Raw genomic sequence first — 21,759 nt, forward strand, 5'->3', positions numbered from 1 at the left:
TTGATCAGGAAAAAAATCTATGGATGAGAGGTATTCGGATTTTGGCCTTTAGCTACCACTGGTTGGTCGGTAAGAAGAAATTTGAAAGTAAAAAGAAGAAATTAATACGTAGAAATAATGGCGAAAAAGATATTAAAAGGAATGACCTGGGGGCATAGTCGAGGGATCGCCCCTTTGCAGGCTTTTGCCCAAAGATTTCAACAACTTTATCCGGATATTGAGGTGCAATGGAGACAAAGGACTTTACAGGAGTTTGCCGATTATCCGATTGAAAAACTGACGGAAAGCTATGATCTCCTGATCATCGACCACCCTTGGGTGGGATGTGCTGCTGCCACCAATTGTGTATTGCCATTGGATGAACATTTGCCTAAGGCTTATCTGGAAAACCAGGCAGACAATAATGTAGGGAGATCCCATCAAAGTTACCATTATGGTGGTCACCAGTGGGCTTTGGCCATTGATGCAGCTGCTCCTGTTCCCAGTTACAGGAAAGATTTGCTCAAGGAAAATGGGGCAAAAGTTCCTGAAACATGGGCAGAGGTGATGGAACTGGCCAAAAAAGGTAAAGTGGCTGCTCCAGCCATTCCGATCGATTTGCTGATGAACTTTTATATGTTCTGTCAGGCGCATGGACAAGAGCCTTTTGTAAGTACTGAGGAGGTGATTGATAAGTCAACTGGCCTCAAAGCATTGGCCACCATGAAGGACTTTTACAGCCAATTGGATGAAAGGATGTTTGCTGCCAATCCTATTAGAGTGGCAGAAATGATGTCCATGAGCAATGATTTCTGGTATTGTCCTTTTGCCTATGGCTATTCCAATTATTGCAGGGAAGGATACAGTGACTATCTGTTGACCTATGGAAACTTGGTCAATTTTGACGACAAAAATAAATTGAGAAGTACCATTGGAGGTACTGGTTTGGCGGTTTCCGCTTTTAGCAAACATAAGGAGGAAGCATTACTTTTTGCGGAAATGGTAGTGAGCGAAAGGCATCAGTCTACCGAATATGTACTCAATGGCGGCCAGCCAGGGCACCGCACTGCCTGGTTGGATGAAAGAACCAATTACATCACTAATGATTATTTCAAAGACACCCTTGCTTCATTGGATGCTTCTTATATGAGACCCAGGTACAATGGTTACCTGCATTTTCAGGACCATGCGGGAAATTCCATCCAAAATTATATGAAGGGGGAAGGAAGTCCTGAAGAAGTGCTGGATGCTATTAACCAAATTTATCAGGAAAGCCTGAGAACGGTAGTAAATGAAGAGTAATACGGAAAAAAATATGGGAAAAAGGCCATTGGACGGGGTGTTGGTATTGGAGTTTTGCCAATACCTTTCCGGCCCATCTGCTGGTTTAAGGTTGGCAGATTTGGGGGCAAGGGTGATCAAAATCGAAAACCCAGGCAAGGGGGATTTGTGCCGTATTTTGCCCATCAAAAACCAATGGGTAGGAGATGATTCCCTGCTTTTCCATACCATCAATAGAAACAAGGAAAGCTTTACAGCTAACCTGAAATCTCCAGAGGAACTGGCAGAAATCAAAAACCTGGTAGGCAAAGCAGATGTGTTGATCCATAATTTCAGGCCCGGAGTCATGGACAAATTAGGCTTGGGATATGAAACTGTGAAAGAAATTAACCCCAAGCTGATTTTTGCGGAAATCAGCGGTTATGGCAGCAAAGGACCTTGGGCCAAAAAGCCCGGTCAGGACCTCTTGCTCCAAGCTATGAGCGGATTGATGTATTCCAGCGGTAACCAGAAAGATGCCCCAACTCCATTTGGATTGGCTATTGGGGATATGCTCTGTGGTGCCCAGATGGTGCAGGGGATTTTGGCGGCATTGGTCAGTAGAAACAAGACCGGCAAAGGGGCCAAGTTGGAATTGAGCCTTTTGGAATCCCTATTGGATTTCCAGTTTGAGTTGTTGACCACCTACTTTGCCAGCGGCAAAAGGCCTTTGCGATCCGCTGTCAATAATGCCCATCCTTTGCTGGGAGCACCTTACGGGATTTATGCCACCTCTGATAGTCATTTGGCCATTGCCATGATTCCACTTGCCGATTTAAATGCAGCTATTGGCGGTGAAAAGTTAGAAGACTTCGATCAGTCACAGGTCTTTAGCCATCGGGATGAAATCAAATCCATCCTGGCAGAACACTTCAAGCAAAAAAGTACCGATCACTGGTTGGGAAAACTGCGGGAAAATGGCCTTTGGGCCATGGATGTCAAAAATTGGAAGGAACTGAAGCAGGAACGGGGGTATCAGGAAATGCAACTGGAACAGGAAGTGAGGCTTCCTGATGGTAAGTCGATCTTGACCAATCGATGTCCTATTAGAATTGATGGAAAGCGGATGCTCAGTGAAAAGCCTGCTCCAGAGTTGGGGGCGGATACTGAAAAGATCAAAGCCGCATTTAACCTATTTGAAATACAGTCATGAGTTTACTGGAAGGAATATTAGTCGTAGACTTTTCCCAGTTTTTGTCCGGGCCATCAGGGAGCTTGCGCTTAGCTGATATGGGTGCCCGGGTGATCAAAGTGGAAAAGCCCGAAACCGGGGACATCTGCCGCCAGCTATATGTGTCAGAAGTGGAGGTGGCTGGGGAATCCACCATTTTTCATACTATCAACCGGAACAAGGAAAGTATCACGGCTGATCTCAAAAATGAGAAAGATAAAGTAAGGATCCTCGATTTGTTGAAAAAAGCGGATGTGGTGATGCACAATTTCCGTCCTGGAGTAATGGATCGCCTTGGTTTGGCATTTGAAGATGTCAAGGCCATCAAACCTGATGTCATTTATGCAGAAATTAGTGGCTATGGATCGGAGGGGCCCTGGAAGGATTTGCCCGGGCAGGATTTGCTATTACAGTCCTTGACAGGATTGCCCTTTTTGAATGGTGAAGAGGATAAATTACCGACCCCTATGGGGATCTCGGTGGTGGATATATTAGCAGGTACCCAATTGGCTCAGGGAATATTGGCCGCTCTATATCAAAAGGATCAAACAGGACAAGGCGCTTTGGTGCAAGTAAGCATGTTGGAATCAGCCATGGATTTTCAATTTGAAGTGTTTACCACTTTCCTCAATGATGGGAATGAACTTCCCCAAAGAAGCAAAGCCAATCATGCCCATTCTTATGTGGCCGCCCCTTATGGCGTTTATGAAACTACTGACGGCCATTTGGCTTTGGCCATGGGGAATATCCAGATATTAAAGGACCTTTTGGGTTGTCCCGAACTGGCGCCATTTGAAGATCCAAAAACCTGGTTTGACCAAAGGGATGAAATAAAAGCCATTTTGGCCAGCCACCTTCAAAGCCAAAGTACCCGGCACTGGCTGGATATTTTAGAGCCTGCGGACATTTGGTGTGCCCGGGTCTTGGATATTGAGGCCCTGATGGAAGAAGAAGGCTATCAGGTGTTGGAGATGGAAATGAAAGTAAGAACCATCCAGGGTCATGAGGTGAAAACCACCCGATGCCCAATTAGGGTCAATGGAGAAATTTTGAAATCGGAAAAGGGAGCTCCCTTTTTAGGAGAACATAATGACGCAATTGCCAGGGAGTTTGGACTCAATGACCACTGAAATGAATATCGTAGATTCACATATCCATATTTGGGATTTTGAAAAGGCCAGGTACAGCTGGCTGAAAAATGACACTTCCATTTTGAGCAGGACTTATTCCCTGGAGGAATTGGAAGAGGAACGCAAAGAAGCAGGCATCAATGCTGGGGTCTTGGTGCAGGCGGCCAACAACTTTGACGATACCGACTGGATGCTGGAAGTGGCCAAAAAAAATGATTGGATCAAGGGAGTAGTAGGTTGGGTGCCGCTTCAAGATCCAGAATATACGGCCAAAGTTTTGGAGGGCAAGTATTTGTCCAATCCTTATTTTAAAGGGGTCCGCCATTTGATCCACGATGAACCAGATTCCCAGTGGTTATTGCAGGAAGAAGTTTTGGAAAGCCTCCAGATACTGGCGGACAAAAACATTCCCTATGATGTGGTGGGCATTTTGCCCGAACATATTGAAACGGCTTTGACCGTGGCTGAAAAAGTGCCCGATCTGAAAATGGTTTTTGACCATCTCAATCAGCCCCCCATCCAGGAAGCCGCTCATTTTGGCAGATGGGGGGAGTTGATGGAACAAGCTGCCCAACACCCCAATTTTTATATGAAAATTTCCGGCATGGGTACCACCTCCGGAAAACCGGATAACTGGGGTCGTTATGACATTTTTCCCTATGTGGAGTTTGCCTTGGATACCTATGGTGTTGGTCGATGCTTTTGTGGTGGTGATTGGCCAGTGTCCTTATTGGCCGGGAGCTACACCTATTCCTGGAAAAATTATAAAGATGTTTTGCAATTATTGTTGCACCCCAAAGAACAAGAAAAAGTATTGAGTGAAAATGCTGCAGCATTTTACAACCTGAACCTAAAATAACCAAAAAATGAGTGTAATTGGAGGCGTAATGTTACATGCGGTAGGGGCTTCCTTTGCCGCCCTTTGCTATACCCCACAGAAAAAAGTATCCCAATGGTCCTGGCAAACTTATTGGCTGGCACAAGCTTTTGTTTGCTGGTTTCTTTTACCCATCATAGTGGCCTGGATCACCATCCCTGAACTAATGACGGTTTTGGAAAAAGCGCCATCTGATGCCATGTGGAAAGCATTTGGTCTGGGAATGGCCTATGGCGTGGGAGGTACAGCTTTTGGCATTGCCATCCGGTACATGGGGTTCTCCCTGACCTATGCCATTTCCATTGGCATCAGCTGTGTGGTGGGAACCTTATTGCCTCCATTTGTAAGGGGAGAATTGATGACCGTTTTGCAGCAGAATGGTGCCGAATGGATCATCACAGGAATGATTTTTGGAGTAGTAGGTATTGCCCTTTGTGGGTTGGCCGGCCGATACAAAGAAATAGATCTGGCCAAATCCCTGAAAACCCAGGATTCCAGCTTTTCTATAGGTAAAGGTTTGCCTCTGTGTTTATTGGCGGGGGTATTGTCTGCTCTTTATGGTTTTTCCATCGACCAAGGCCAACCTATTGCTGAAGTTGCAGTAGAATATGGCGCAGGGGATTACCAAAGCAATGTGATTTACATCTTTTCAAATACCGGAGCATTTTTGGTGACTTTGATTTATTGTCTCTCCCTGCACCGCAAACAAGGTACTTTCAAAGAGTTTGTGGGAAAAGGAAAATCCCCATTGACCAGAAATTACATTTTTGCCATCATCACCGGTTTGTTGTGGTATTCCCAATTCTTCTTTTATGGCTTAGGCCATGTGAAGATGGGAGATTACAAATTTACAAGTTGGGCAGTGCATATGATCATGCTGGTGCTGTTCAGTACGGTAGCCGGTTTGGCTCTAAGGGAATGGGTGCATGCCAAAGGAAAAACCATTTGGACGCTGGCCCTGGCATTGGCCGTGCTCGTGGCTGCTGTATTGGCCCTGACCATTGGCAATTCCATGGCTTGACAGTTTTTCGCCTAAACGCTAAGAACGCAAATTTGGGATGGGAGAAGTTATATTTTCGAATGAGGAAATGGGTCATATTTCCCAAAACACCAAAATTCAAACGGATAGGATACCTTTAGGGTATTAGAATAAAAATCTTTGTGGGCCCTGCGCCTCCGCGAGAAAAATTCAATATGAACAAAAAAACTAAAATACAGGTCATCGGAGCGGGAGGGATTGTAAAAGATGCCCACCTGCCCGCTTATCAATTGGCTGGTTTTGAGGTAGCAGGAATTTTTGATTTGGATGTTTCCAAAGGGAAGGGTTTGGCAGATCAATTCGGGATTCCCCAGGTATTTGAAAACTTGGAAGATTTGGTAAAACATGCTGATGAATCTACCATTTTTGATGTGGCTGTCCCTGGTAATGCCATGTTGAAAGTATTGGAAAAACTTCCCAATGGGGCCAGGGTATTGATCCAAAAACCCATGGGTGAAAACCTGGAAATGGCCAAAGACATTTTAACCTTGTGCAAAAAAAAGAAGTTGATTGCCGGAATCAATTTCCAGCTTCGTTATGCACCCTTTATCCAAAAAGCCCGGGAAATCATCCAATCCGGAAAAATCGGGGATTTATGTGATATTGAAATTAATATCAATGTTTTTACCCCCTGGCACCTTTGGGAATTTTTATTCACCTCTCCAAGAGTAGAAATATTGTACCACAGCATCCATTATGTGGATTTGATCCGGTCTTTTTTGGGGGATCCAAAATGCGTTTACGCCAAAACCACCAAACATCCCAAAATGGCCCAACTGGCCTCGGTGAGGAGCAATATCATTTTGGATTATGGAGAAATGGTCCGGGCCAATATCATAACCAATCATGCCCATGATTTTGGTTTGAAAAACCAGCATTCCTATATCAAACTGGAAGGCACCAAAGGAGCCATCAAAATAGAACTGGGGCTGCTCAAAAATTACCCGGAAGGGACGGAAGACCAATTCGAATGGATCCAATTGGAAGAGGGGAAGACTCCTAAGTGGAAAGAAGAAAAGATAAATGGTTCTTGGTTCCCACATGCATTTATGGGTTCCATGGGAGAAATGATCAAGAGCTTGGAAGGTCCAGGTTATCAACCTGATAATAGTGTGGAAGACTGCATCCATACTATGGCCTGTGTGGAGGCGGCGCACCGATCTTCTGAAGAGGGTGGTGTGAAGTTGGGAGAGTTGCTGAGTGGAAATTGAAGTTAAATCTTTTTAGAAGTTCACCTTTGACAGTCAACTGAGAACTCGTCCTTATACATCGTACCTCGTACTTTTCTCCTAGGTAAAAATGGGAGTTTCTCCAAAGCGTCTATTATTTAAAGGAATAAGGATAAAAAAATGATTGTTCCTAATTGGAGCAGGTAAGTTCAGGATGCTGTTATAAAGCAGCATAGCTACTTTTGCTCACATAGGGTTTTATTAGGTTTTTTTAAGTAGGACGGGAGCTTTACTCCTGTCTTACTTTTTTTGATTTTCCTAATCCCTTTCCAACCCCACCACCCATTTTGACATTATATCATGGAAAGAATTTCAGCCACATATTATATAGAAACCCCCTATGAAGTTGAAGCTGCCGCCCAAGTTTTGGCTGGCGAGCAATCCTCGGGGACATTTGTAGCCGTTCCAGGTGAAACGGCTGAATTAAAACAACGCTTTGCCGCACAGGTAGAATCCATTGAGCCTTTAGAAGAGGTCAGCGAACCGGCCATCCCAGGAGCTGTTTCGCCTACTGGCAAATACAGAAGGGCAAGGATCAAGGTTTCCTGGTCTATTGAAAATTTTGGTTATAACCTTCCCACGATGATTTCCACCCTTCAGGGAAATTTATATGAAATCACCCAATTTACCGGCCTGAAGTTGATGGATCTGGAAGTTCCTGATTCCTTTGCCCGGCATTTTGCAGGGCCCAAGTTTGGCATAAAGGGTTGTAGGGATTTGACGGGTGTTCCAGAAGGAAGGCCTTTGATTGGAACCATTATCAAACCCAGTATCGGTATGAGTCCTGAAGAAACGGCTGCATTGGTGAAGGAATTGGCAGAAGCAGGGATTGATTTTATTAAGGATGATGAACTGATGGCTTCTTCCGCTAATTCGCCATTTGACAAAAGGGTGGATGCCATCATGAAGGTGATCAATGAGCATGCGGACAAAACCGGGAAAAAGGTCATGTATGCCTTCAATATTTCCGATGAAATCGATGCTATGCACAAACATTATGATAAGGTGGTACAAAGTGGTGGCACCTGTGCCATGATGAGCATCAACAGTGTAGGGCTGGCGGGGGTGAAATCCATTTGTGACCGGGGTGAGCTGGCAATTCACGCCCACAGAAATGGCTGGGGAATGCTCAACAGGCATCCACTTTTAGGAATTGATTTTAGAGCATACCAAAAATTATGGCGATTGGCCGGGGTAGATCAACTCCATGTCAATGGCATTCAAAATAAATTCTGGGAATCTGATGATTCGGTAGTCAACTCCATTGAAGGCTGTTTGACACCCCTGCTTGGTGGCTATCAGGTAATGCCAGTAGTTTCCTCCGGACAATGGGGAGGGCAAGCTCCCGAAACTTTCAGAAGGACCAAAACCACTGACTTGCTTTACATGGCAGGTGGAGGGATAATGGCTCATCCTGCTGGACCCGCTGGAGGGGTAAAAGCTTTGAAGCAAGCCTGGGAAGGTGCTGTCGATGGCCTTTCCGTGGAGGAAGTGGCGGAACAATATCCGGAGTTTGGTCTATCAGTTGAGAAATTTGGAAAGAAAAAATAATGGCAAAACAAGCACCACTTTTATTGGCCTATTACGGGGATGATTTTACAGGCTCTTCGGATGCACTGGACTTCCTAAGCCGTGCCGGAGTGAAAACGGTGCTATTTATCGCGCCTCCCACACCTGAACAATTGGCCAGGTATGAAGGGATTGAGGCCATTGGGATTGCTGGGATGACCCGTTCCATGAACCCGGAGGACATGGAAAAAGAATTAAAAGTGGCTTTTTCGGCACTAAAAGACTCTGGCGCTGCACAAGTACATTATAAAGTTTGTTCCACCTTTGATTCCTCTCCCAAGATCGGAAGCATTGGAAAAGCCATAGATGTTGGCGCGAAAATTTTTAACCACAATTATATTACCCTTTTGGTAGCTGCACCCCAACTGGGACGTTATTGTGCCTTTGGAAACCTTTTTGCCCGGATGGGTATAGGCAGCCAGGGAGAAATCCATAGACTGGATCGTCATCCATCCATGAGCAAACACCCCACCACTCCTGTTGATGAAAGTGACCTTAGGTTACATTTGGGCAAGCAAACCGACAAGAAAGTTGGATTGGTAGATATTCTGGAAGTGGAGGGAGAGGAAGCAAGCTTGGAAAAAGCCCTTCTTAGGGAACTGGAAGATCAAGCGGAAGTGGTCCTTTTTGATGCCCTTTATCCTGATCAAATGCCAAAAATCGGCCGTTTAATTGACCAGGCTGGGCAAGAGAAAACCCATTTTTCGGTGGGATCTTCAGGTGTAGAAATGGCCTTGGGAGCTTATTGGAAATACAAAGGGAAAATTGATCAGGAAATCAATTGGTCCCATCCTGGTAGGGCTACACCTATGTTGGTAGTTTCAGGAAGCGGGAGTCCGGTGACTTCAGGACAGATTTCCTGGGCCTTGGACCACGGATTTGAAGGTGTAGCCTTGGATCCGGAAAAAGTGATAGCTGAGAAAAATGGGTTGGATGGATATGTGGAGGAAGTAAAAGCAAAAATGGCTGCAGGGAAAAGTGTGGTCATCCATACTGCCTTGGGGAGTGATGATCCCAGGATGGCGCTTACCAAAAAGCTGTTGACTCAAAATGGAATAGCTTCAGAGGAAGTTTCCAGTAAAACTGCTGATTTATTTGGGAAAGCCCTGGGAAGTATAGCCCGCCAGGTGGCTCAGGAAATTAGGTATCAAAGATTATTGATCGCTGGAGGAGATACTTCCAGCAAGGTGGCCAGAGTTTTGGGCATTGAAGCAGTGGAGATGATTGCTCCTCTTGTTCCCGGTGCCCCATTATGTAAAGCTTTTGCCCCGGGATCTCCTTTGGATGGAGTTGAAGTGAACTTTAAAGGTGGCCAGGTGGGAGCGGAAGATTACTTTGGCAGTGTAGAAAAAGGTGAAAATTAAGTGTAATAGAAAAACAGATCATTATGCAAAAAGATAAAACATTAGGATTGATCCATACTTCGGCAACATTGGTGCCTATATTCCAAAAGCTTTGTGAGGAGCATTTGCCAGGAGTAAAAGTGTTCAATATTGTAGACGACAGCTTAATAAAAGATGTGATCAACAAAGGTAAGTTGACCCAGCAAACTGCCAGAAGAGTGGTTGATTATGTAGGGTCGGCAGAAACCGCAGGTGCTGACCAGATCATGGTTACCTGTTCCTCCATTGGAGCGGCGGTAGAAGCTTCAGAAGCATTGACTCAGGTGCCTGTAATAAGGGTAGACCAACCAATGGCAGATTTGGCCATTAAAACAGGTAAAAAAATTGGAGTAGTTGCCACTTTACCTACTACCTTGGAACCCACTTCAGACTTGGTAGAAAGAAGAGCGAAAGTTTTAGGAAAAAAAATCGAACTGACTGCTAAGCTATGTGAAGGGGCTTTCGAAGCCTTGATGGGAGGAGATCCGGAAAAGCATGACCAGATGGTTGCAGAAGCGTTGAAAGCACTATCTAAAGAAGTGGATGTGATCTTATTGGCCCAAGCCTCTATGGCCAGGGTGGTGGAAACCTTAGATGAGGAAGATAAAAAAGTGCCAATCGTGGCCAGTCCACCAGAAGCAGTAAAATATTTAGCTTCCATCCAATAAACTATCCCTTATGCAGCTTGTAAGAAAGTCTCTTTTGTATATTTCCGGACTGCTATTGGTCGTAATGCTCTTTGCCATTATGGGAGGTTTTACCTCCATTTGGCAAGTTACTGCTGTGGGGTTTTGTGTGGCTTTTTCTTTGGGAATGGGATCCTTTGAAAAATGGAAAGGCTACCAATACACGGCTTGGATCATGACTGCAGTAGTTGCCGGGATGATCTATCCGGAGGCTTTCTTGCAATGGGGTGATTTTGACCTTCGCAACAAATGGGTGATCCTGTTTGTGGTGCAAGGGGTAATGTTTGGCATGGGTATCCAGATGAGCTTAAGGGACTTTTCCAATTTGGCCACCACAGGAAAAGGGGTCCTGGTTGGATTGCTCAGCCAATTTTCCATTATGCCCTTGATTGGTTTTATGCTCACCCAAATATTTGATTTTGATCCTGAAATTGCTGCTGGGATCATTCTGATGGGAGCATGCAGCAGTGGATTGGCTTCCAATGTGATGGTTTACCTTGCCAGGGCCAATCTGGTCTTGTCCGTAACGGTGACGGCCATGGCGACCATGCTGGCCCCATTAATGACTCCGTTTTGGATGAAAACACTGGCGGGCACCCTGATTGATATTGAATTTATCAGTATGATGATGAGTATCATCAAAATTGTTTTGGTACCCATTGGAGCCGCCTTGTTGCATGACTTTTTGAAACATGCACCTACCCGGTATAAATCCAAAATATATGGAGTAGCGGCCTTTGTCGCTGTTTATTTAGCAGCACTTCCCCTGGGGCTTTGGGAATATTTCTCCAATGCCTTTACCGCTCCAGCCCTTCAGTCGCTTGAGATTTTCACTTTCTTTATGGGGGCAATAGTTTTTGGGGTGTTGTACCATGTGGCAACTCGATATATTAGGAGGTTGGATCAATTGATGCCTTATATTTCCATGTTCGGTATTGTTTACTTCACCACGGTAACTACTGCGGCTGGAAGGGACAATTTACTTCAAGTAGGAGTTTTACTTTTTATGGCAAGCGTAATTCACAATGGCTTGGGGTATTTCTTTGGCTATTGGCTTAGCCGCTTGTTAGGATTGGATGTCAACTCTGCCCGTTCTATGGCCTTGGAAGTGGGGTTGCAAAATGGAGGAATGGCCTCCGGATTGGCCGGTTCCATGGGGAAATTGGGAACCGTTGGTTTGGCACCAGCAGTATTTAGCCCCTGGATGAATATTTCTGGTTCCATTTTGGCCAATTATTGGCGCAAAAAATCTTTAAAGGAAGAAGCAGAAGAGGAAGAACAAGAGGCAAAGGAAAAAATCAAAGAGCCCATTTCAGCAGAATAGGAAGGACGATCATTTGAGTATATTTTTTCGCATCTTAAGTTTTCTCATATATTAATCCATTCCTGATATTGGGGTTAAAAAGGTTTACTTTTCAATCGGTTATTTGTTTAACTGAAATGGACATAGTTGATTTATTATCATTGATTTTTTCAGCAACAATAGTTTTTTCGAAAGCAGATTCCATGATTTTCAAATTTCAAATCACCAATAACAATAAATTCACTTTTCATGGAGTTTTCAGTATAATAATGAGGTGACTTTTCCCCTTTTTGAACTTGCTATTTATTTGTTAAAAATATTTAAATAAAACCTTGAGATAATTCCACCTTGCAATAACAAGTGCTTTAATTTGTTTGTTTAAGCTTTTAAAAATACTTTTAGTAATAATTTTTATGGCACCTGCCAAATGGAAAATGGATGACCAGAAATTGTTTTTAATCGTTTAACAGATAATAAAACCTAAATCATAACATATCCCAATATGAGAAAATTAGCTTTTTTGGTGTTATTGATAAGTTTTACCAGCTTATCAGGCATCGCTCAAAATGATATCGAGTTCAAGGAATTTACCTTGGACAATGGTCTGCATGTTATCATGCACCAGGATAACAGTACACCCATTGTGGTGACTTCCGTATTGTATCATGTGGGTTCAAAAAATGAGCAACCAGATAGGACAGGCTTTGCCCATTTTTTCGAGCATTTGCTGTTTGAGGGTTCCGAAAATATTCCCCGGGGGGAATACATGAAGAAAATCCAATCCGAGGGAGGGACTTTGAATGCCTACACATCAAATGACATCACCTATTACTATGAAACCTTACCTTCCAATAAATTGGAACTGGCATTGTATATGGAAAGTGAGCGGATGCTTCATGCTAAAATCGATCAGATAGGAGTAGATACTCAGCGGGAGGTGGTCAAAGAGGAAAAACGGCAGCGTTATGATAATCAACCCTACGGGACCATTTTGCCCGAGACCCTGGAAAGGGCCTATTCCAAACACCCTTACCAATGGGCTCCCATTGGCTCTTTGGAACATTTGAATGCAGCAACTTTGGATGAATTTATGAATTTCTATAATGAGTTTTATGTTCCCAATAATGCTACCCTGACCATTGCCGGGGATATTGACTATAAGCAAACAGAAGTATGGGTGAAGAAATATTTTTCGGAAATCCCTAGGGGTGATGGGAGCATCTATAGACCGGATGTAGAAGAACCCAAAAAAGAGGAAGAAATTCGGGATATTATCTATGACAATATCCAAATTCCTGCTGTAATCCAGGCTTATAATTTACCTCCAAAAGATCATCCGGATTCCTACGCCATGGACATGTTGTCCACCTATTTGACAGGAGGGGAATCTTCCTTGATGACCAAAGAGCTGGTGGACAAACAACAGAAAGCCTTGGCCGTAGCAGCCATTCCTTTGGATTTAGAAGATGGTGGTATTTTTATCATGTATGGCATCACCAACCGTGGTGTGGAAGCAGATTCCCTTGAATCCGAAATTGATATATTGATCAAGAAGGTGCAGGAGGAAGGGATTTCGGACAGAGATTTCCAGAAGTTGCAAAACATCATTGAAAACGATGTGGTCAACAACAATTCTTCCATGGCCGGCATTGCCCAAAATCTTTCACAAGCCCATGTTTTCTATGGGGGAGCAGGGCATATCAATAAAACACTTGAAAAATACAGGGAAGTCAAGCAGAGTGACATCCAAAGAGTGGCCAATAAGTATTTGACCCTTGATGGCAGGGTAGTATTGCATTACCTTCCAAAATCTGCACAGGCTACTCCAGAAAAAGAATAAAATTTTTATCCAAACTCGAAATCAGCTATGAAAAAATATATCATTTGTCTACTTCTTTTATTGGCAGCAAGTTCACTGACTTTTGCTCAGGTGGATAGAAGTTCTTATCCGGAACCTGGACCTCCCCCCAAAATTGAATTGGAAGATCCTGATTCCTTTGTTTTGGATAATGGGTTAAAAGTATTTGTGGTGGAAGACCATAAATTGCCCAGGGTAACTTTTTCCCTTGTCATTGAACGAGACCCATTGATGGAAAATGAAAAGACAGGTATGACCGGTTTCGTTGGGAATATGCTTACCGCGGGAACCACCAATAGAACCAAAGATCAATTGGATGAGGAGGTGGATTTTATCGGGGCTACTTTGAATGCCGGTTCCACTTCCATTTATGCTTCATCTTTGAAAAAACATCAGGATAAAATTTTGGAACTGATGGCCGATGTCCTTTATAATCCTGCTTTCCCGCAGGAAGAGTTGGATAAGCTGAAAAAACAAGCCATTACAAGTTTAGAGGCTTCAAAAGACGATCCAGATGCCATTTCGAGTAGATTAACCTCGGCTTTGGTTTTCGGAAGAAACCACCCTTACGGGGAACTTAGGACAGAAGAAACCATCAATAATATTTCGGTGGAGGATATCCAAAATTATTACAATACTTATTTTAAGCCAAATGTGGCCTATCTAGCCATAGTTGGAGATATTGATAAAAAAGAGGCCAAAAAAGTGGTGAAAGCCCATTTCTCAAAATGGGAAAAAGGGGATGTTCCTTCCTTCGAATATGAAAAACCTTCTTTGCCTGAAAAAAACAAGGTTGCCCTGGTAGATCGTTCAGCCTCTGTCCAGTCAGTGATTGACCTTACATATCCTATAGAAATGAGACTGGACAATGAAGATTACTTGTCCACGCGAGTGCTTAATTATATTTTGGGTGGAGGTGCTTCTTCCCGCTTGTTTATGAATCTAAGGGAAGATAAGGGGTATACTTATGGGGCTTACTCATCTATTGGCTCTGATAAATTGATCGCCAGTTTTTCAGCAGGGGCTTCGGTTAGAACAGCAGTTACTGATTCGGCCCTGGTAGAATTAATATATGAAATTAATAATATTGTTGAGGAAGGAGTAACAGAAGAAGAGTTGGAATCAGCAAAGGCTAATCTTAGCGGAAGATTTGGAAGGTCACTGGAAAGCCCATCTACCCTGGCGACCTTTGCGATCAATAAAGAAAGGTACAATTTGCCAGATGACTTTTATACCACCTATTTACAAAGGTTGGGAGCATTGACGGTGGAAGATATTAATGAAGCTGCCGAAAAATACATCAAACCTGAACATATGTATATTACGGTGGTCGGAAATGGTAGTGAGATCAAGGAAAAACTTGCTCAGTTTGGGGAGGTGAAATTGTATGATATTCAAGGGAATCCTGCCAAGGCTACCCCTGAGCTTGATCCTGATATGACTGCTTCAATGGTTTTGCATGAATATATTGAAGCATTGGGGGGGAAAGAAGCAGTGGAAGGCTTGAAGTCCGCAAAAGTGGTAATGAAATCTGAAATTCAGGGCCAAGAATTGACAATGACAATGTTATATGATGAACCCGCAATGCGATTCAATCAAAAGGTTTCCATGATGGGTAATGTCGTTTCCAATACTACTTTAGAGGATGGAAAAGGGTTTGTCAACGCCATGGGTCAGTCCAAGGAATTAACAGATGAACAATATGAAGAAGCCAAAATGAATATGTTCATTGTTCCGGAAATTCATTATGAAGAATTAGGTTACACCATGGAATTGGATGGGATTAACCAGGTGGATGGAGAAAATGCCTACAAAGTAATTGTTTCAACCCCCACTGGTGCTAAAACTGTCAATTATTACAGTGTAGATACTGGTTTGAAAATCAAATCGGAGAATGAAAAAAGTGGAATAATAACCTATAAAAAATATGAGGATCATGAGGGGGTGAAATATCCTGTTGAAACCATCGTTAAAAGTCCAATGATCCCCATGCCACTAAATAATAAAGTCGATGCCCTAGTTTTTAATCCCAGTTTTGAAGATGCAGATTTTGAATAAAATGGTAATGAAAAAAACAGTTTTAGCCTTTTGGGTCCTTTCACTTATTTTGCTCAACCCTGGGGAAAGTAGGGGAGCTTCTATTGAAAACCCTGTAATAAGTACAGAGGAAAATTCAGTTGAGGAAGTCATTTCAAATTACCTGGAGGCAATAGGAGGCAAACAGAAATTGATGGAGGTAAGAAATTTGGAAACTGTGACTGTTGCCGAATTCCAGGGAATGAGCTTAGAAATCCATGGGGTGAGCGACCGTGAAAACCAACGCCTATTGAATGAAACCAAGATGAATGGGAATTTGGTGGCAAAAACGGTGTTTAAAGACAACAAGGGCACTATAGTGGCTATGGGGCAAGAAAAAGAGCTGGAATCTGATCAGTTGAAAGCTTTACTGTCCCAAACCTATATTTTTCCTGAGCTGCATCTGGAAGATTTAGAGCTAACCGCTACTTATGAAGGTGAGGAGTCGGTGAATGGTGAAAAAGCCCATAAATTAAAGTTAAAAGCTTCCAATGGGGTTGAAAGTACAGAGTACTATAGTGTAGAAAGTGGGCTAAAACTAAAAACTGCCTCCGGAATGACCGGGGAGATCGTTTATGGGGATTATCAGGAGGTGGAAGGTATTTTGATGCCGATGAAAATGACCATTTCAAGTCCAAATATGCCCATGTCCCTGGAGGGGAATGTGAAATCCATCAAGTTTAACCAAAACCTGGATGATGCAATTTTTGAATAATACTTGATTTGTTAATTGAAAATAAAAAAAGCCCCTCAAAAATGGGGCTTTTTTTATTTTACCAATAAGGATGATTTTTCATCCAGTAATCCAGAGAAAACTTCCCTGAACCATATATAAGGAATACAATAAGAAGCACAAGTACAATCAGGGAAATTTCAAATTCCATGTTGTTGGCAACAGATAGGAATCCCTGGTCAATATTTACAAAGAATACCGCTCCTATTAGTATGGGGATTTGAAATACAATTGAGAAGCGGGTAAGTAAACCTAATGCAATAAAAAATCCTCCTACTAAATGCGCAAAAGCCACATAATGAGCCAATGCCAAGTTGAAGAACTGCAGGTCAATATTTGCCATCATTTCCATCAAAGGTTGGGTATTGGAAATGAACATAATGCCTTTATACAAGATGAAAAGTCCAAGGGCTACCCGGATAAAATCAATCCATCGAGGGTGGTGGGTATCTGCCCATGACTCAATTTTTGAAATAGTGTTCATGGTATTTTGGGTGTTTGGTTTCTATTAATATACGAAATATTAATTTTTTTGTATGGGGAATGGGAGATAAAAAATGGGTTTAAGGGGCTGAAAATAAGATTGATCTGTGATAAATATCCCCTGAGAATTAAACAGGAATTAAGAGTGGGAAAAGGAAAAGGCCCTTTCTGATTTAAGGTGCCTTTCCAAGCCATTTTTTTCTTTTGGAAATACTCTTTCCTTTTTTCAATTGAATAGTAGGATAAAATGCTCTTTCCCCTGTTTCCAGTTGAAGATTCAATATCCTTCCAAACCGGTCAATTTCCAAATTCAAGGTAGTAGGAGAAGGTTGAGGCGACTCCGGATAGGGGATAGAGTTGATACTCAGAATTTTGTCTCCCAACATTACCCTATGATATGCGGGGCTTTGGGGGTGAATTTTAATGATGGTTCCATCTTCTTTGACCTTAATGCCCCAATATTTCAACCAGGGATCGGGTTGCTCCGTTACCTCCCAGTTGATATTGATACTTTCCAACTGCTCCTGAAGTAAGGGTTGGATGTCTTTTTTTCCGTATATAAATTCTTCGAAAAAGTGGGAAATTAAGGCATGATTTTGACTGCAGCTTTGGCATATTTTTTCAAAATCAGTCAAACTGTAACCTTTGAATGGTTTTCCGAATTTTTCCCACATCTTTTTCATGACCTCATGCAGTGAGCTTTCTTGCTCTAAAAGTATCAGATCAAGGCAAATAGCAATTAATGCCCCCTTATTGTAAATACTTACTTTTTTGTCAGGGATACCCAGTTTATAACCATCTAACCATAAATCCCAACTGGATTCTGTAATGGATTGGTTTTGCCAGCCAAAACTTTCAAATTCCCGCTTGATCTGTTTCTCTAAAATTTTCAGGTAATCCTCCAGTTCAAAATAACCGGATTGCAATAAAAATATGTCCCCCATATAAGTGGTTACTCCTTCCGCGACAACTCCCGTATCGATATAGGCTTCTTTAGAAAAATCATAAGGCAGAAGTTCTTTGGGGCGTATTTGGCAAACATTCCAGCTGTGGTACAGCTCATGGCAGCTTACCCCAATAAATTCGTCCAAACTTGATTTTTCTTTCAAAGCTTCAGCAGGGCCAAAAGTGATTACAGTAGATGTTTGGTGCTCCACACCGTGGTAATGTTTGTAGGGGAGGAGTTGGTAAAGAAAATGGTATTCCTTAACCGGAAACTCACCAAAAGCTTCAATTTGTTTTTCTGTATAAGATTTGAAGTGGGCAAGGACATCTTCAACATTAAAATGAATTTCTCCCTGGAACCATAAATTAAATTTAGTGCCATTTACTTCATAAGTAAAGTGCTGTAAATCATGAGAAGCAATTAAAGGGCAATCTACCAGGTGTTGAAAATCATTTGCATGAAAATGGCTTTCCCCTAACCTGGGCAATGCAGTGGCAATTTTATAATTCTCTGGGAAATCTAACATTATTTCAACAGTTTCCTGTTCTCTTCCTTTAAGTTCAAAAGCGAAATTGATGAAATTCAGGTACAACTGTTGGTCATCCGACCAGCTTCCCCCAGCATCCATTTGGGAAGCATGGAATTGGTAATTAACAGTAAATTGTCCCTCAAAGAGGGCTTCAAATTGCCATTGGTCCTTATTTACTTTATTGAATGGAATAGCGTGGTTCCCGAATTTTACAGCAAGCCCTTTGATTTTTTGGGCATAATTTGTGATTTCATACCTTCCGGGCCTCCAGCAGGGGAGTTGTAAAATGACCTTTTCACCTAATGAACAATTGAATTTTAGGCTTATATGAATGAATTGGCTGACGGGGTTATTTCGGTAGATGAGATATTCCATTTATATTTGTTCTTTGGCTTTAAACAAAAGTAATCCACTGGTTTGTAAATATAAAAAACCTAGCTATCTTTGCATTCCTTTTCGGTGGTACCGAATGGGGATATATAGGAAAATAATAAAATTAAAACATAAATCAGTGGAAGAAAGCCAAAAGGTGTCAGCCAAGCAAAGGGCTGAGGTATTCAAATCCACTGAATGAAAACTAAACGATCATGAAAAGAACATTCCAACCTTCACGCAGAAAAAGAAGAAATAAGCACGGATTTAGGGAAAGAATGGCTACCCCTAATGGAAGAAGGGTGTTGAAGTCAAGAAGATCTAAAGGTAGACACAAGCTTTCTGTTTCTTCAGAAAAGACATTGAAGAAGTAATCTTTTGCGAAATGCAAATCATTGTTTAGATGCCTAAATGATATGGATCAAAGGCTTCCCAAGAATGAGAGATTACATTCTAAAAAGTTAATAAAGGAACTTTTTGATAAAGGTTCCTCTTTTTTTTTATACCCCTTTAAGGTGTTTTACCTGCCCGTGGATGAAGCCGCCAATCATCAGGTACTTTTTTCGGTTTCCAAAAGGAAAATAAAGAAAGCAGTTCATCGTAATTATGTCAAAAGGAGAGTCAAAGAGGCTTACCGTTTGAACAAATCTTTGATATTGGATGTTTCCTCAAAGAATAAAATAATAGCTTTAGTTTATATTGCTCCCGAGGTGAGGGATTTCCACTTCATTCAAAATAAAGTGCGGAAAATACTTAAGCGATTGGGGGCAGAATCATAATATATCTATGAGTAAGATTAGGCATCAAAGTAAGTATATTGGATTATTTGTGGCTATCCTTCTTACGGGTGGGCTGCTTTTTTCATTTACCGGCAAGAATGACAAACTATTTGCCATTGCCAAAAACCTGGACATTTTTGCAACTTTGATCCGGGAGCTGGATACCTATTATGTAGATGAAATAGATCCTGACCATTTGGTGACAGTGGGTATAAATGCCATGCTGGATGAATTGGATCCTTATACGGATTATATTCCTGAGGAAGAATCCGATGATTTTCGGACCATGACTACCGGAGAGTATGCAGGTATTGGGGCTCTGATAGGTAACAGGGTTGGGAAGAATATGATATTGATGCCATATAAAGATTTTCCTGCTCAAAAATCCGGATTGAGAATAGGGGATGAACTTTTATTGGTGGATTCAGTCCTGGTAGTGGAAAAGACCACTCCGGAAATTTCAAAAATGCTAAAAGGGCCGGCTAATACAGGGGTAAATGTAACTGTAAAGCGTGGCCCAGACACATTATCTTATAATATCACCCGTAAAAAAATTGTAATTAATAATGTCCCTTATTACGGCATGGTCAATGAGGATATTGGTTATATAAAGCTTACAGATTTTACCACTAATGCAGGAGATGATGTCAGAAAGGCCCTGGTGGAGCTCAAATCCAAGGGTGCTGAAAAATTGATTTTGGATGTCAGGGATAATCCTGGCGGGATATTGAAAGAGGCAGTTGACATTGTAAGTTTGTTTGTTCCCCGGGGTAGAGAAGTTGTGAGTACCAAAGGAAAAATGGAAAGTGTTAATTCCTATTATAAAACCAGCAGGTCACCAGTAGATAAACGAATGCCGCTCGCTGTTCTTGTAAATGAGAGGTCCGCTTCTGCTTCAGAAATTGTGGCAGGGGCCCTTCAAGATTATGACCGGGCTGTGTTGGTTGGCCGAAAGACCTATGGGAAAGGATTGGTGCAAAGTACAATCCCGCTTTCGTACAATACCCAGGTCAAAGTAACCACCGCAAAATATTACATTCCAAGTGGACGATGTATCCAGGAGATCGACTATAGTCATAAAGATATCAATGGAAATGGAATTAGTGTCGCAGATTCATTGAGAAAACCGTTTAAAACGAAAAGCGGAAGAACAGTTTGGGATGGCGCTGGAATAGAACCTGATATTGAAGTGGAGGGCAAAAGTTATGCGCCCATCACCTATAGTTTGGTGGCCAGGAGTTTGGTTTTTGAATTTGTGAATGAATACTTTATTGAAAATGATTCCATTTCAGCTCCTCGGGAGTTTGAGGTAACTGAAGAGCTTTACAATGAATTTGTGACTTGGTTAGTGGATAAAGAATACGATTATACCACCAGGGTTGAAAAAACAATTGAGGACCTGGAGAAATTTGCCAAGGAAGAAAAATATTTTGGTGAAATAAAAGCTGAAATAGATTCCCTCAAAAAAAGTGTCCATCATAACAAAGAACAAGACCTGGTTACCTTCAAGGACGAAATAAAAGAGGCCCTGGAAGATGAAATTATTTCAAGGTATTACTATGAAGGGGGTGTTGTGGAAGCATCTTTAGATAAGGATGAGGAAATTGCCCGGGCATTAGCTGTTTTGGAGCAAGAAAATAAATATACAGCCTTACTGGAGCCAAAAGGGGAAAAATAATGGCTTCAATTAAACTATATCTACTCTGTGAAATTAGGTATAGCATTTTAAATCAATAGTATTTAAAAAAAGATAAGCCCTGGACTTGGGCGTAGCCTGGAAATAATGAGTTTATGGGCTAAAAAAAGGAATAAAAAATGGCCTTAATACTTTCTATTGAAACAGCTATTTCCGTTTGTGCAGTTGCTGTTCATCAAAATGGGAAACTAGTTGGTGAAATTGAATTGCACCAGGAAAATGTGCATGCCAGAAAGTTGATGCCTTCTATCAAACTTCTTTTAGATCAAGCAGAGATAAAACCAGGTACTTTGGATGCAGTGGCCGTTTCCCAGGGACCAGGTTCATACACTGGGCTTAGGATCGGCGTTTCCACCGCAAAAGGGCTCGCTTTTGCTCATGATATTCCATTGATCGGGGTGGATACTTTGGATGCATTGGCGTGGAAGACAAAAGGATTTGTCAAAAAAACAGATTTTGTTGTACCGATGATAGATGCCAGAAGAATGGAAGTGTATTGCAAGGTCTTAAATGGGGCTGGTGAGGAGATAGAGCCTCTTTCACCAAAGATTGTGGATAAGGATGGGTTTGGGGAGTATTTAGATAAATCCAGAGTTTATTTT

19 protein-coding genes (1 of these 19 running past the window's edge) are annotated in these 21,759 nt (G+C 42.1%); 17 read left to right on the forward strand and 2 right to left on the reverse strand.

The window, feature by feature from the left end:
* The first annotated feature begins 117 nt into the window (after positions 1-117).
* The 13 genes from QWY93_RS09440 (at position 118) to QWY93_RS09500 (ending at position 16,334) form a co-directional block, all read left to right on the forward strand.
* The gene (locus QWY93_RS09440; protein ID WP_290247976.1) at positions 118-1,281 is read left to right on the forward strand and encodes an extracellular solute-binding protein; all 1,164 of its coding nucleotides are present in this window, start codon (positions 118-120) and stop codon (positions 1,279-1,281) included.
* Positions 1,271-2,452 carry a CaiB/BaiF CoA transferase family protein gene (locus tag QWY93_RS09445; RefSeq protein WP_290247977.1) on the forward strand — a complete coding sequence of 394 codons (1,182 nt, stop codon included), beginning with the start codon at positions 1,271-1,273 and terminating at the stop codon, positions 2,450-2,452. The genes QWY93_RS09440 and QWY93_RS09445 overlap by 11 nt, the downstream gene beginning before the upstream one ends.
* Positions 2,449-3,600, forward strand: a complete 1,152-nt coding sequence (locus QWY93_RS09450; RefSeq protein ID WP_290247978.1) for a CaiB/BaiF CoA transferase family protein — start codon at positions 2,449-2,451, stop codon at positions 3,598-3,600. Before QWY93_RS09445 ends, QWY93_RS09450 begins: the two co-directional genes overlap by 4 nt.
* Before the next feature lies 1 nt (position 3,601).
* Complete coding sequence (locus QWY93_RS09455; RefSeq protein ID WP_290247979.1) at positions 3,602-4,459, forward strand: amidohydrolase family protein; 858 nt, start codon at positions 3,602-3,604, stop codon at positions 4,457-4,459.
* A 7-nt stretch (positions 4,460-4,466) separates the two neighbouring features.
* Positions 4,467-5,498: an L-rhamnose/proton symporter RhaT gene (locus QWY93_RS09460; protein WP_290247980.1), complete on the forward strand. Its 1,032-nt coding sequence runs from the start codon at positions 4,467-4,469 to the stop codon at positions 5,496-5,498.
* Between the two features lie 173 nt (positions 5,499-5,671).
* Complete coding sequence (locus tag QWY93_RS09465; protein WP_290247982.1) at positions 5,672-6,727, forward strand: Gfo/Idh/MocA family protein; 1,056 nt, start codon at positions 5,672-5,674, stop codon at positions 6,725-6,727.
* A gap of 318 nt (positions 6,728-7,045) precedes the next feature.
* Positions 7,046-8,296, forward strand: coding sequence for a ribulose-bisphosphate carboxylase large subunit family protein (locus QWY93_RS09470; protein ID WP_290247983.1), 1,251 nt, complete (start codon positions 7,046-7,048; stop codon positions 8,294-8,296).
* The gene (locus QWY93_RS09475) at positions 8,296-9,678 is read left to right on the forward strand and encodes a four-carbon acid sugar kinase family protein (protein WP_290247985.1); all 1,383 of its coding nucleotides are present in this window, start codon (positions 8,296-8,298) and stop codon (positions 9,676-9,678) included. The genes QWY93_RS09470 and QWY93_RS09475 overlap by 1 nt, the downstream gene beginning before the upstream one ends.
* Before the next feature lie 23 nt (positions 9,679-9,701).
* On the forward strand, positions 9,702-10,364 hold the full coding sequence (locus QWY93_RS09480; protein ID WP_290247987.1) for an aspartate/glutamate racemase family protein: 663 nt from the start codon (positions 9,702-9,704) through the stop codon (positions 10,362-10,364).
* Positions 10,365-10,374: 10 nt separating this feature from the next.
* On the forward strand, positions 10,375-11,706 hold the full coding sequence (locus tag QWY93_RS09485; protein ID WP_290247988.1) for a bile acid:sodium symporter family protein: 1,332 nt from the start codon (positions 10,375-10,377) through the stop codon (positions 11,704-11,706).
* 481 nt (positions 11,707-12,187) lie between these two features.
* Positions 12,188-13,525: a M16 family metallopeptidase gene (locus QWY93_RS09490; RefSeq protein ID WP_290247989.1), complete on the forward strand. Its 1,338-nt coding sequence runs from the start codon at positions 12,188-12,190 to the stop codon at positions 13,523-13,525.
* 27 nt (positions 13,526-13,552) lie between these two features.
* The gene (locus tag QWY93_RS09495; protein ID WP_290247991.1) at positions 13,553-15,601 is read left to right on the forward strand and encodes a M16 family metallopeptidase; all 2,049 of its coding nucleotides are present in this window, start codon (positions 13,553-13,555) and stop codon (positions 15,599-15,601) included.
* A 7-nt stretch (positions 15,602-15,608) separates the two neighbouring features.
* The gene (locus QWY93_RS09500) at positions 15,609-16,334 is read left to right on the forward strand and encodes a LolA-like protein (RefSeq protein ID WP_290247992.1); all 726 of its coding nucleotides are present in this window, start codon (positions 15,609-15,611) and stop codon (positions 16,332-16,334) included.
* A gap of 58 nt (positions 16,335-16,392) precedes the next feature.
* Here QWY93_RS09500 and QWY93_RS09505 read toward each other — a convergent pair whose 3' ends face one another.
* Positions 16,393-16,836 (reverse strand): DoxX family protein, encoded by a 444-nt coding sequence (locus tag QWY93_RS09505; protein WP_290247993.1) that lies wholly within the window; start codon positions 16,834-16,836, stop codon positions 16,393-16,395.
* 172 nt (positions 16,837-17,008) lie between these two features.
* Positions 17,009-18,685: a M61 family metallopeptidase gene (locus tag QWY93_RS09510; RefSeq protein ID WP_290247994.1), complete on the reverse strand. Its 1,677-nt coding sequence runs from the start codon at positions 18,683-18,685 to the stop codon at positions 17,009-17,011.
* Between the two features lie 212 nt (positions 18,686-18,897).
* Between QWY93_RS09510 and rpmH the strand changes: the two genes are divergently transcribed.
* The 4 genes from rpmH to tsaB all read left to right on the forward strand — a co-directional run.
* Positions 18,898-19,056 carry a 50S ribosomal protein L34 gene (gene rpmH, locus QWY93_RS09515; RefSeq protein WP_290247996.1) on the forward strand — a complete coding sequence of 53 codons (159 nt, stop codon included), beginning with the start codon at positions 18,898-18,900 and terminating at the stop codon, positions 19,054-19,056.
* A gap of 42 nt (positions 19,057-19,098) precedes the next feature.
* Positions 19,099-19,461, forward strand: coding sequence for a ribonuclease P protein component (gene rnpA / locus QWY93_RS09520; protein WP_290247997.1), 363 nt, complete (start codon positions 19,099-19,101; stop codon positions 19,459-19,461).
* 7 nt (positions 19,462-19,468) lie between these two features.
* On the forward strand, positions 19,469-21,139 hold the full coding sequence (locus QWY93_RS09525) for a S41 family peptidase (protein WP_290247998.1): 1,671 nt from the start codon (positions 19,469-19,471) through the stop codon (positions 21,137-21,139).
* Positions 21,140-21,276: 137 nt separating this feature from the next.
* On the forward strand, positions 21,277-21,759 hold the 5' portion of the coding sequence (gene tsaB, locus QWY93_RS09530) for a tRNA (adenosine(37)-N6)-threonylcarbamoyltransferase complex dimerization subunit type 1 TsaB (RefSeq protein WP_290247999.1). Its footprint extends 207 nt past the window's final position; the window shows 483 of its 690 coding nt (coding positions 1-483); its start codon is at positions 21,277-21,279; the stop codon falls past the right edge of the window.

This window comes from Echinicola jeungdonensis (assembly GCF_030409905.1).
In the GTDB taxonomy this organism is placed as follows: domain Bacteria; phylum Bacteroidota; class Bacteroidia; order Cytophagales; family Cyclobacteriaceae; genus Echinicola; species Echinicola jeungdonensis.

Bases quoted from the DNA above. Each gene is read 5' to 3' on its own strand.
- QWY93_RS09440 (WP_290247976.1), top strand. From the start codon at position 118: ATGGCGAAAAAGATATTAAAAGGAATGACCTGGGGGCATAGTCGAGGG.
- QWY93_RS09445 (WP_290247977.1), top strand. From the start codon at position 1,271: ATGAAGAGTAATACGGAAAAAAATATGGGAAAAAGGCCATTGGACGGG.
- QWY93_RS09450 (WP_290247978.1), top strand. From the start codon at position 2,449: ATGAGTTTACTGGAAGGAATATTAGTCGTAGACTTTTCCCAGTTTTTG.
- QWY93_RS09455 (WP_290247979.1), top strand. From the start codon at position 3,602: ATGAATATCGTAGATTCACATATCCATATTTGGGATTTTGAAAAGGCC.
- QWY93_RS09460 (WP_290247980.1), top strand. From the start codon at position 4,467: ATGAGTGTAATTGGAGGCGTAATGTTACATGCGGTAGGGGCTTCCTTT.
- QWY93_RS09465 (WP_290247982.1), top strand. From the start codon at position 5,672: ATGAACAAAAAAACTAAAATACAGGTCATCGGAGCGGGAGGGATTGTA.
- QWY93_RS09470 (WP_290247983.1), top strand. From the start codon at position 7,046: ATGGAAAGAATTTCAGCCACATATTATATAGAAACCCCCTATGAAGTT.
- QWY93_RS09475 (WP_290247985.1), top strand. From the start codon at position 8,296: ATGGCAAAACAAGCACCACTTTTATTGGCCTATTACGGGGATGATTTT.
- QWY93_RS09480 (WP_290247987.1), top strand. From the start codon at position 9,702: ATGCAAAAAGATAAAACATTAGGATTGATCCATACTTCGGCAACATTG.
- QWY93_RS09485 (WP_290247988.1), top strand. From the start codon at position 10,375: ATGCAGCTTGTAAGAAAGTCTCTTTTGTATATTTCCGGACTGCTATTG.
- QWY93_RS09490 (WP_290247989.1), top strand. From the start codon at position 12,188: ATGAGAAAATTAGCTTTTTTGGTGTTATTGATAAGTTTTACCAGCTTA.
- QWY93_RS09495 (WP_290247991.1), top strand. From the start codon at position 13,553: ATGAAAAAATATATCATTTGTCTACTTCTTTTATTGGCAGCAAGTTCA.
- QWY93_RS09500 (WP_290247992.1), top strand. From the start codon at position 15,609: ATGAAAAAAACAGTTTTAGCCTTTTGGGTCCTTTCACTTATTTTGCTC.
- QWY93_RS09505 (WP_290247993.1), bottom strand. From the start codon at position 16,836: ATGAACACTATTTCAAAAATTGAGTCATGGGCAGATACCCACCACCCT.
- QWY93_RS09510 (WP_290247994.1), bottom strand. From the start codon at position 18,685: ATGGAATATCTCATCTACCGAAATAACCCCGTCAGCCAATTCATTCAT.
- rpmH (WP_290247996.1), top strand. From the start codon at position 18,898: ATGAAAAGAACATTCCAACCTTCACGCAGAAAAAGAAGAAATAAGCAC.
- rnpA (WP_290247997.1), top strand. From the start codon at position 19,099: ATGGATCAAAGGCTTCCCAAGAATGAGAGATTACATTCTAAAAAGTTA.
- QWY93_RS09525 (WP_290247998.1), top strand. From the start codon at position 19,469: ATGAGTAAGATTAGGCATCAAAGTAAGTATATTGGATTATTTGTGGCT.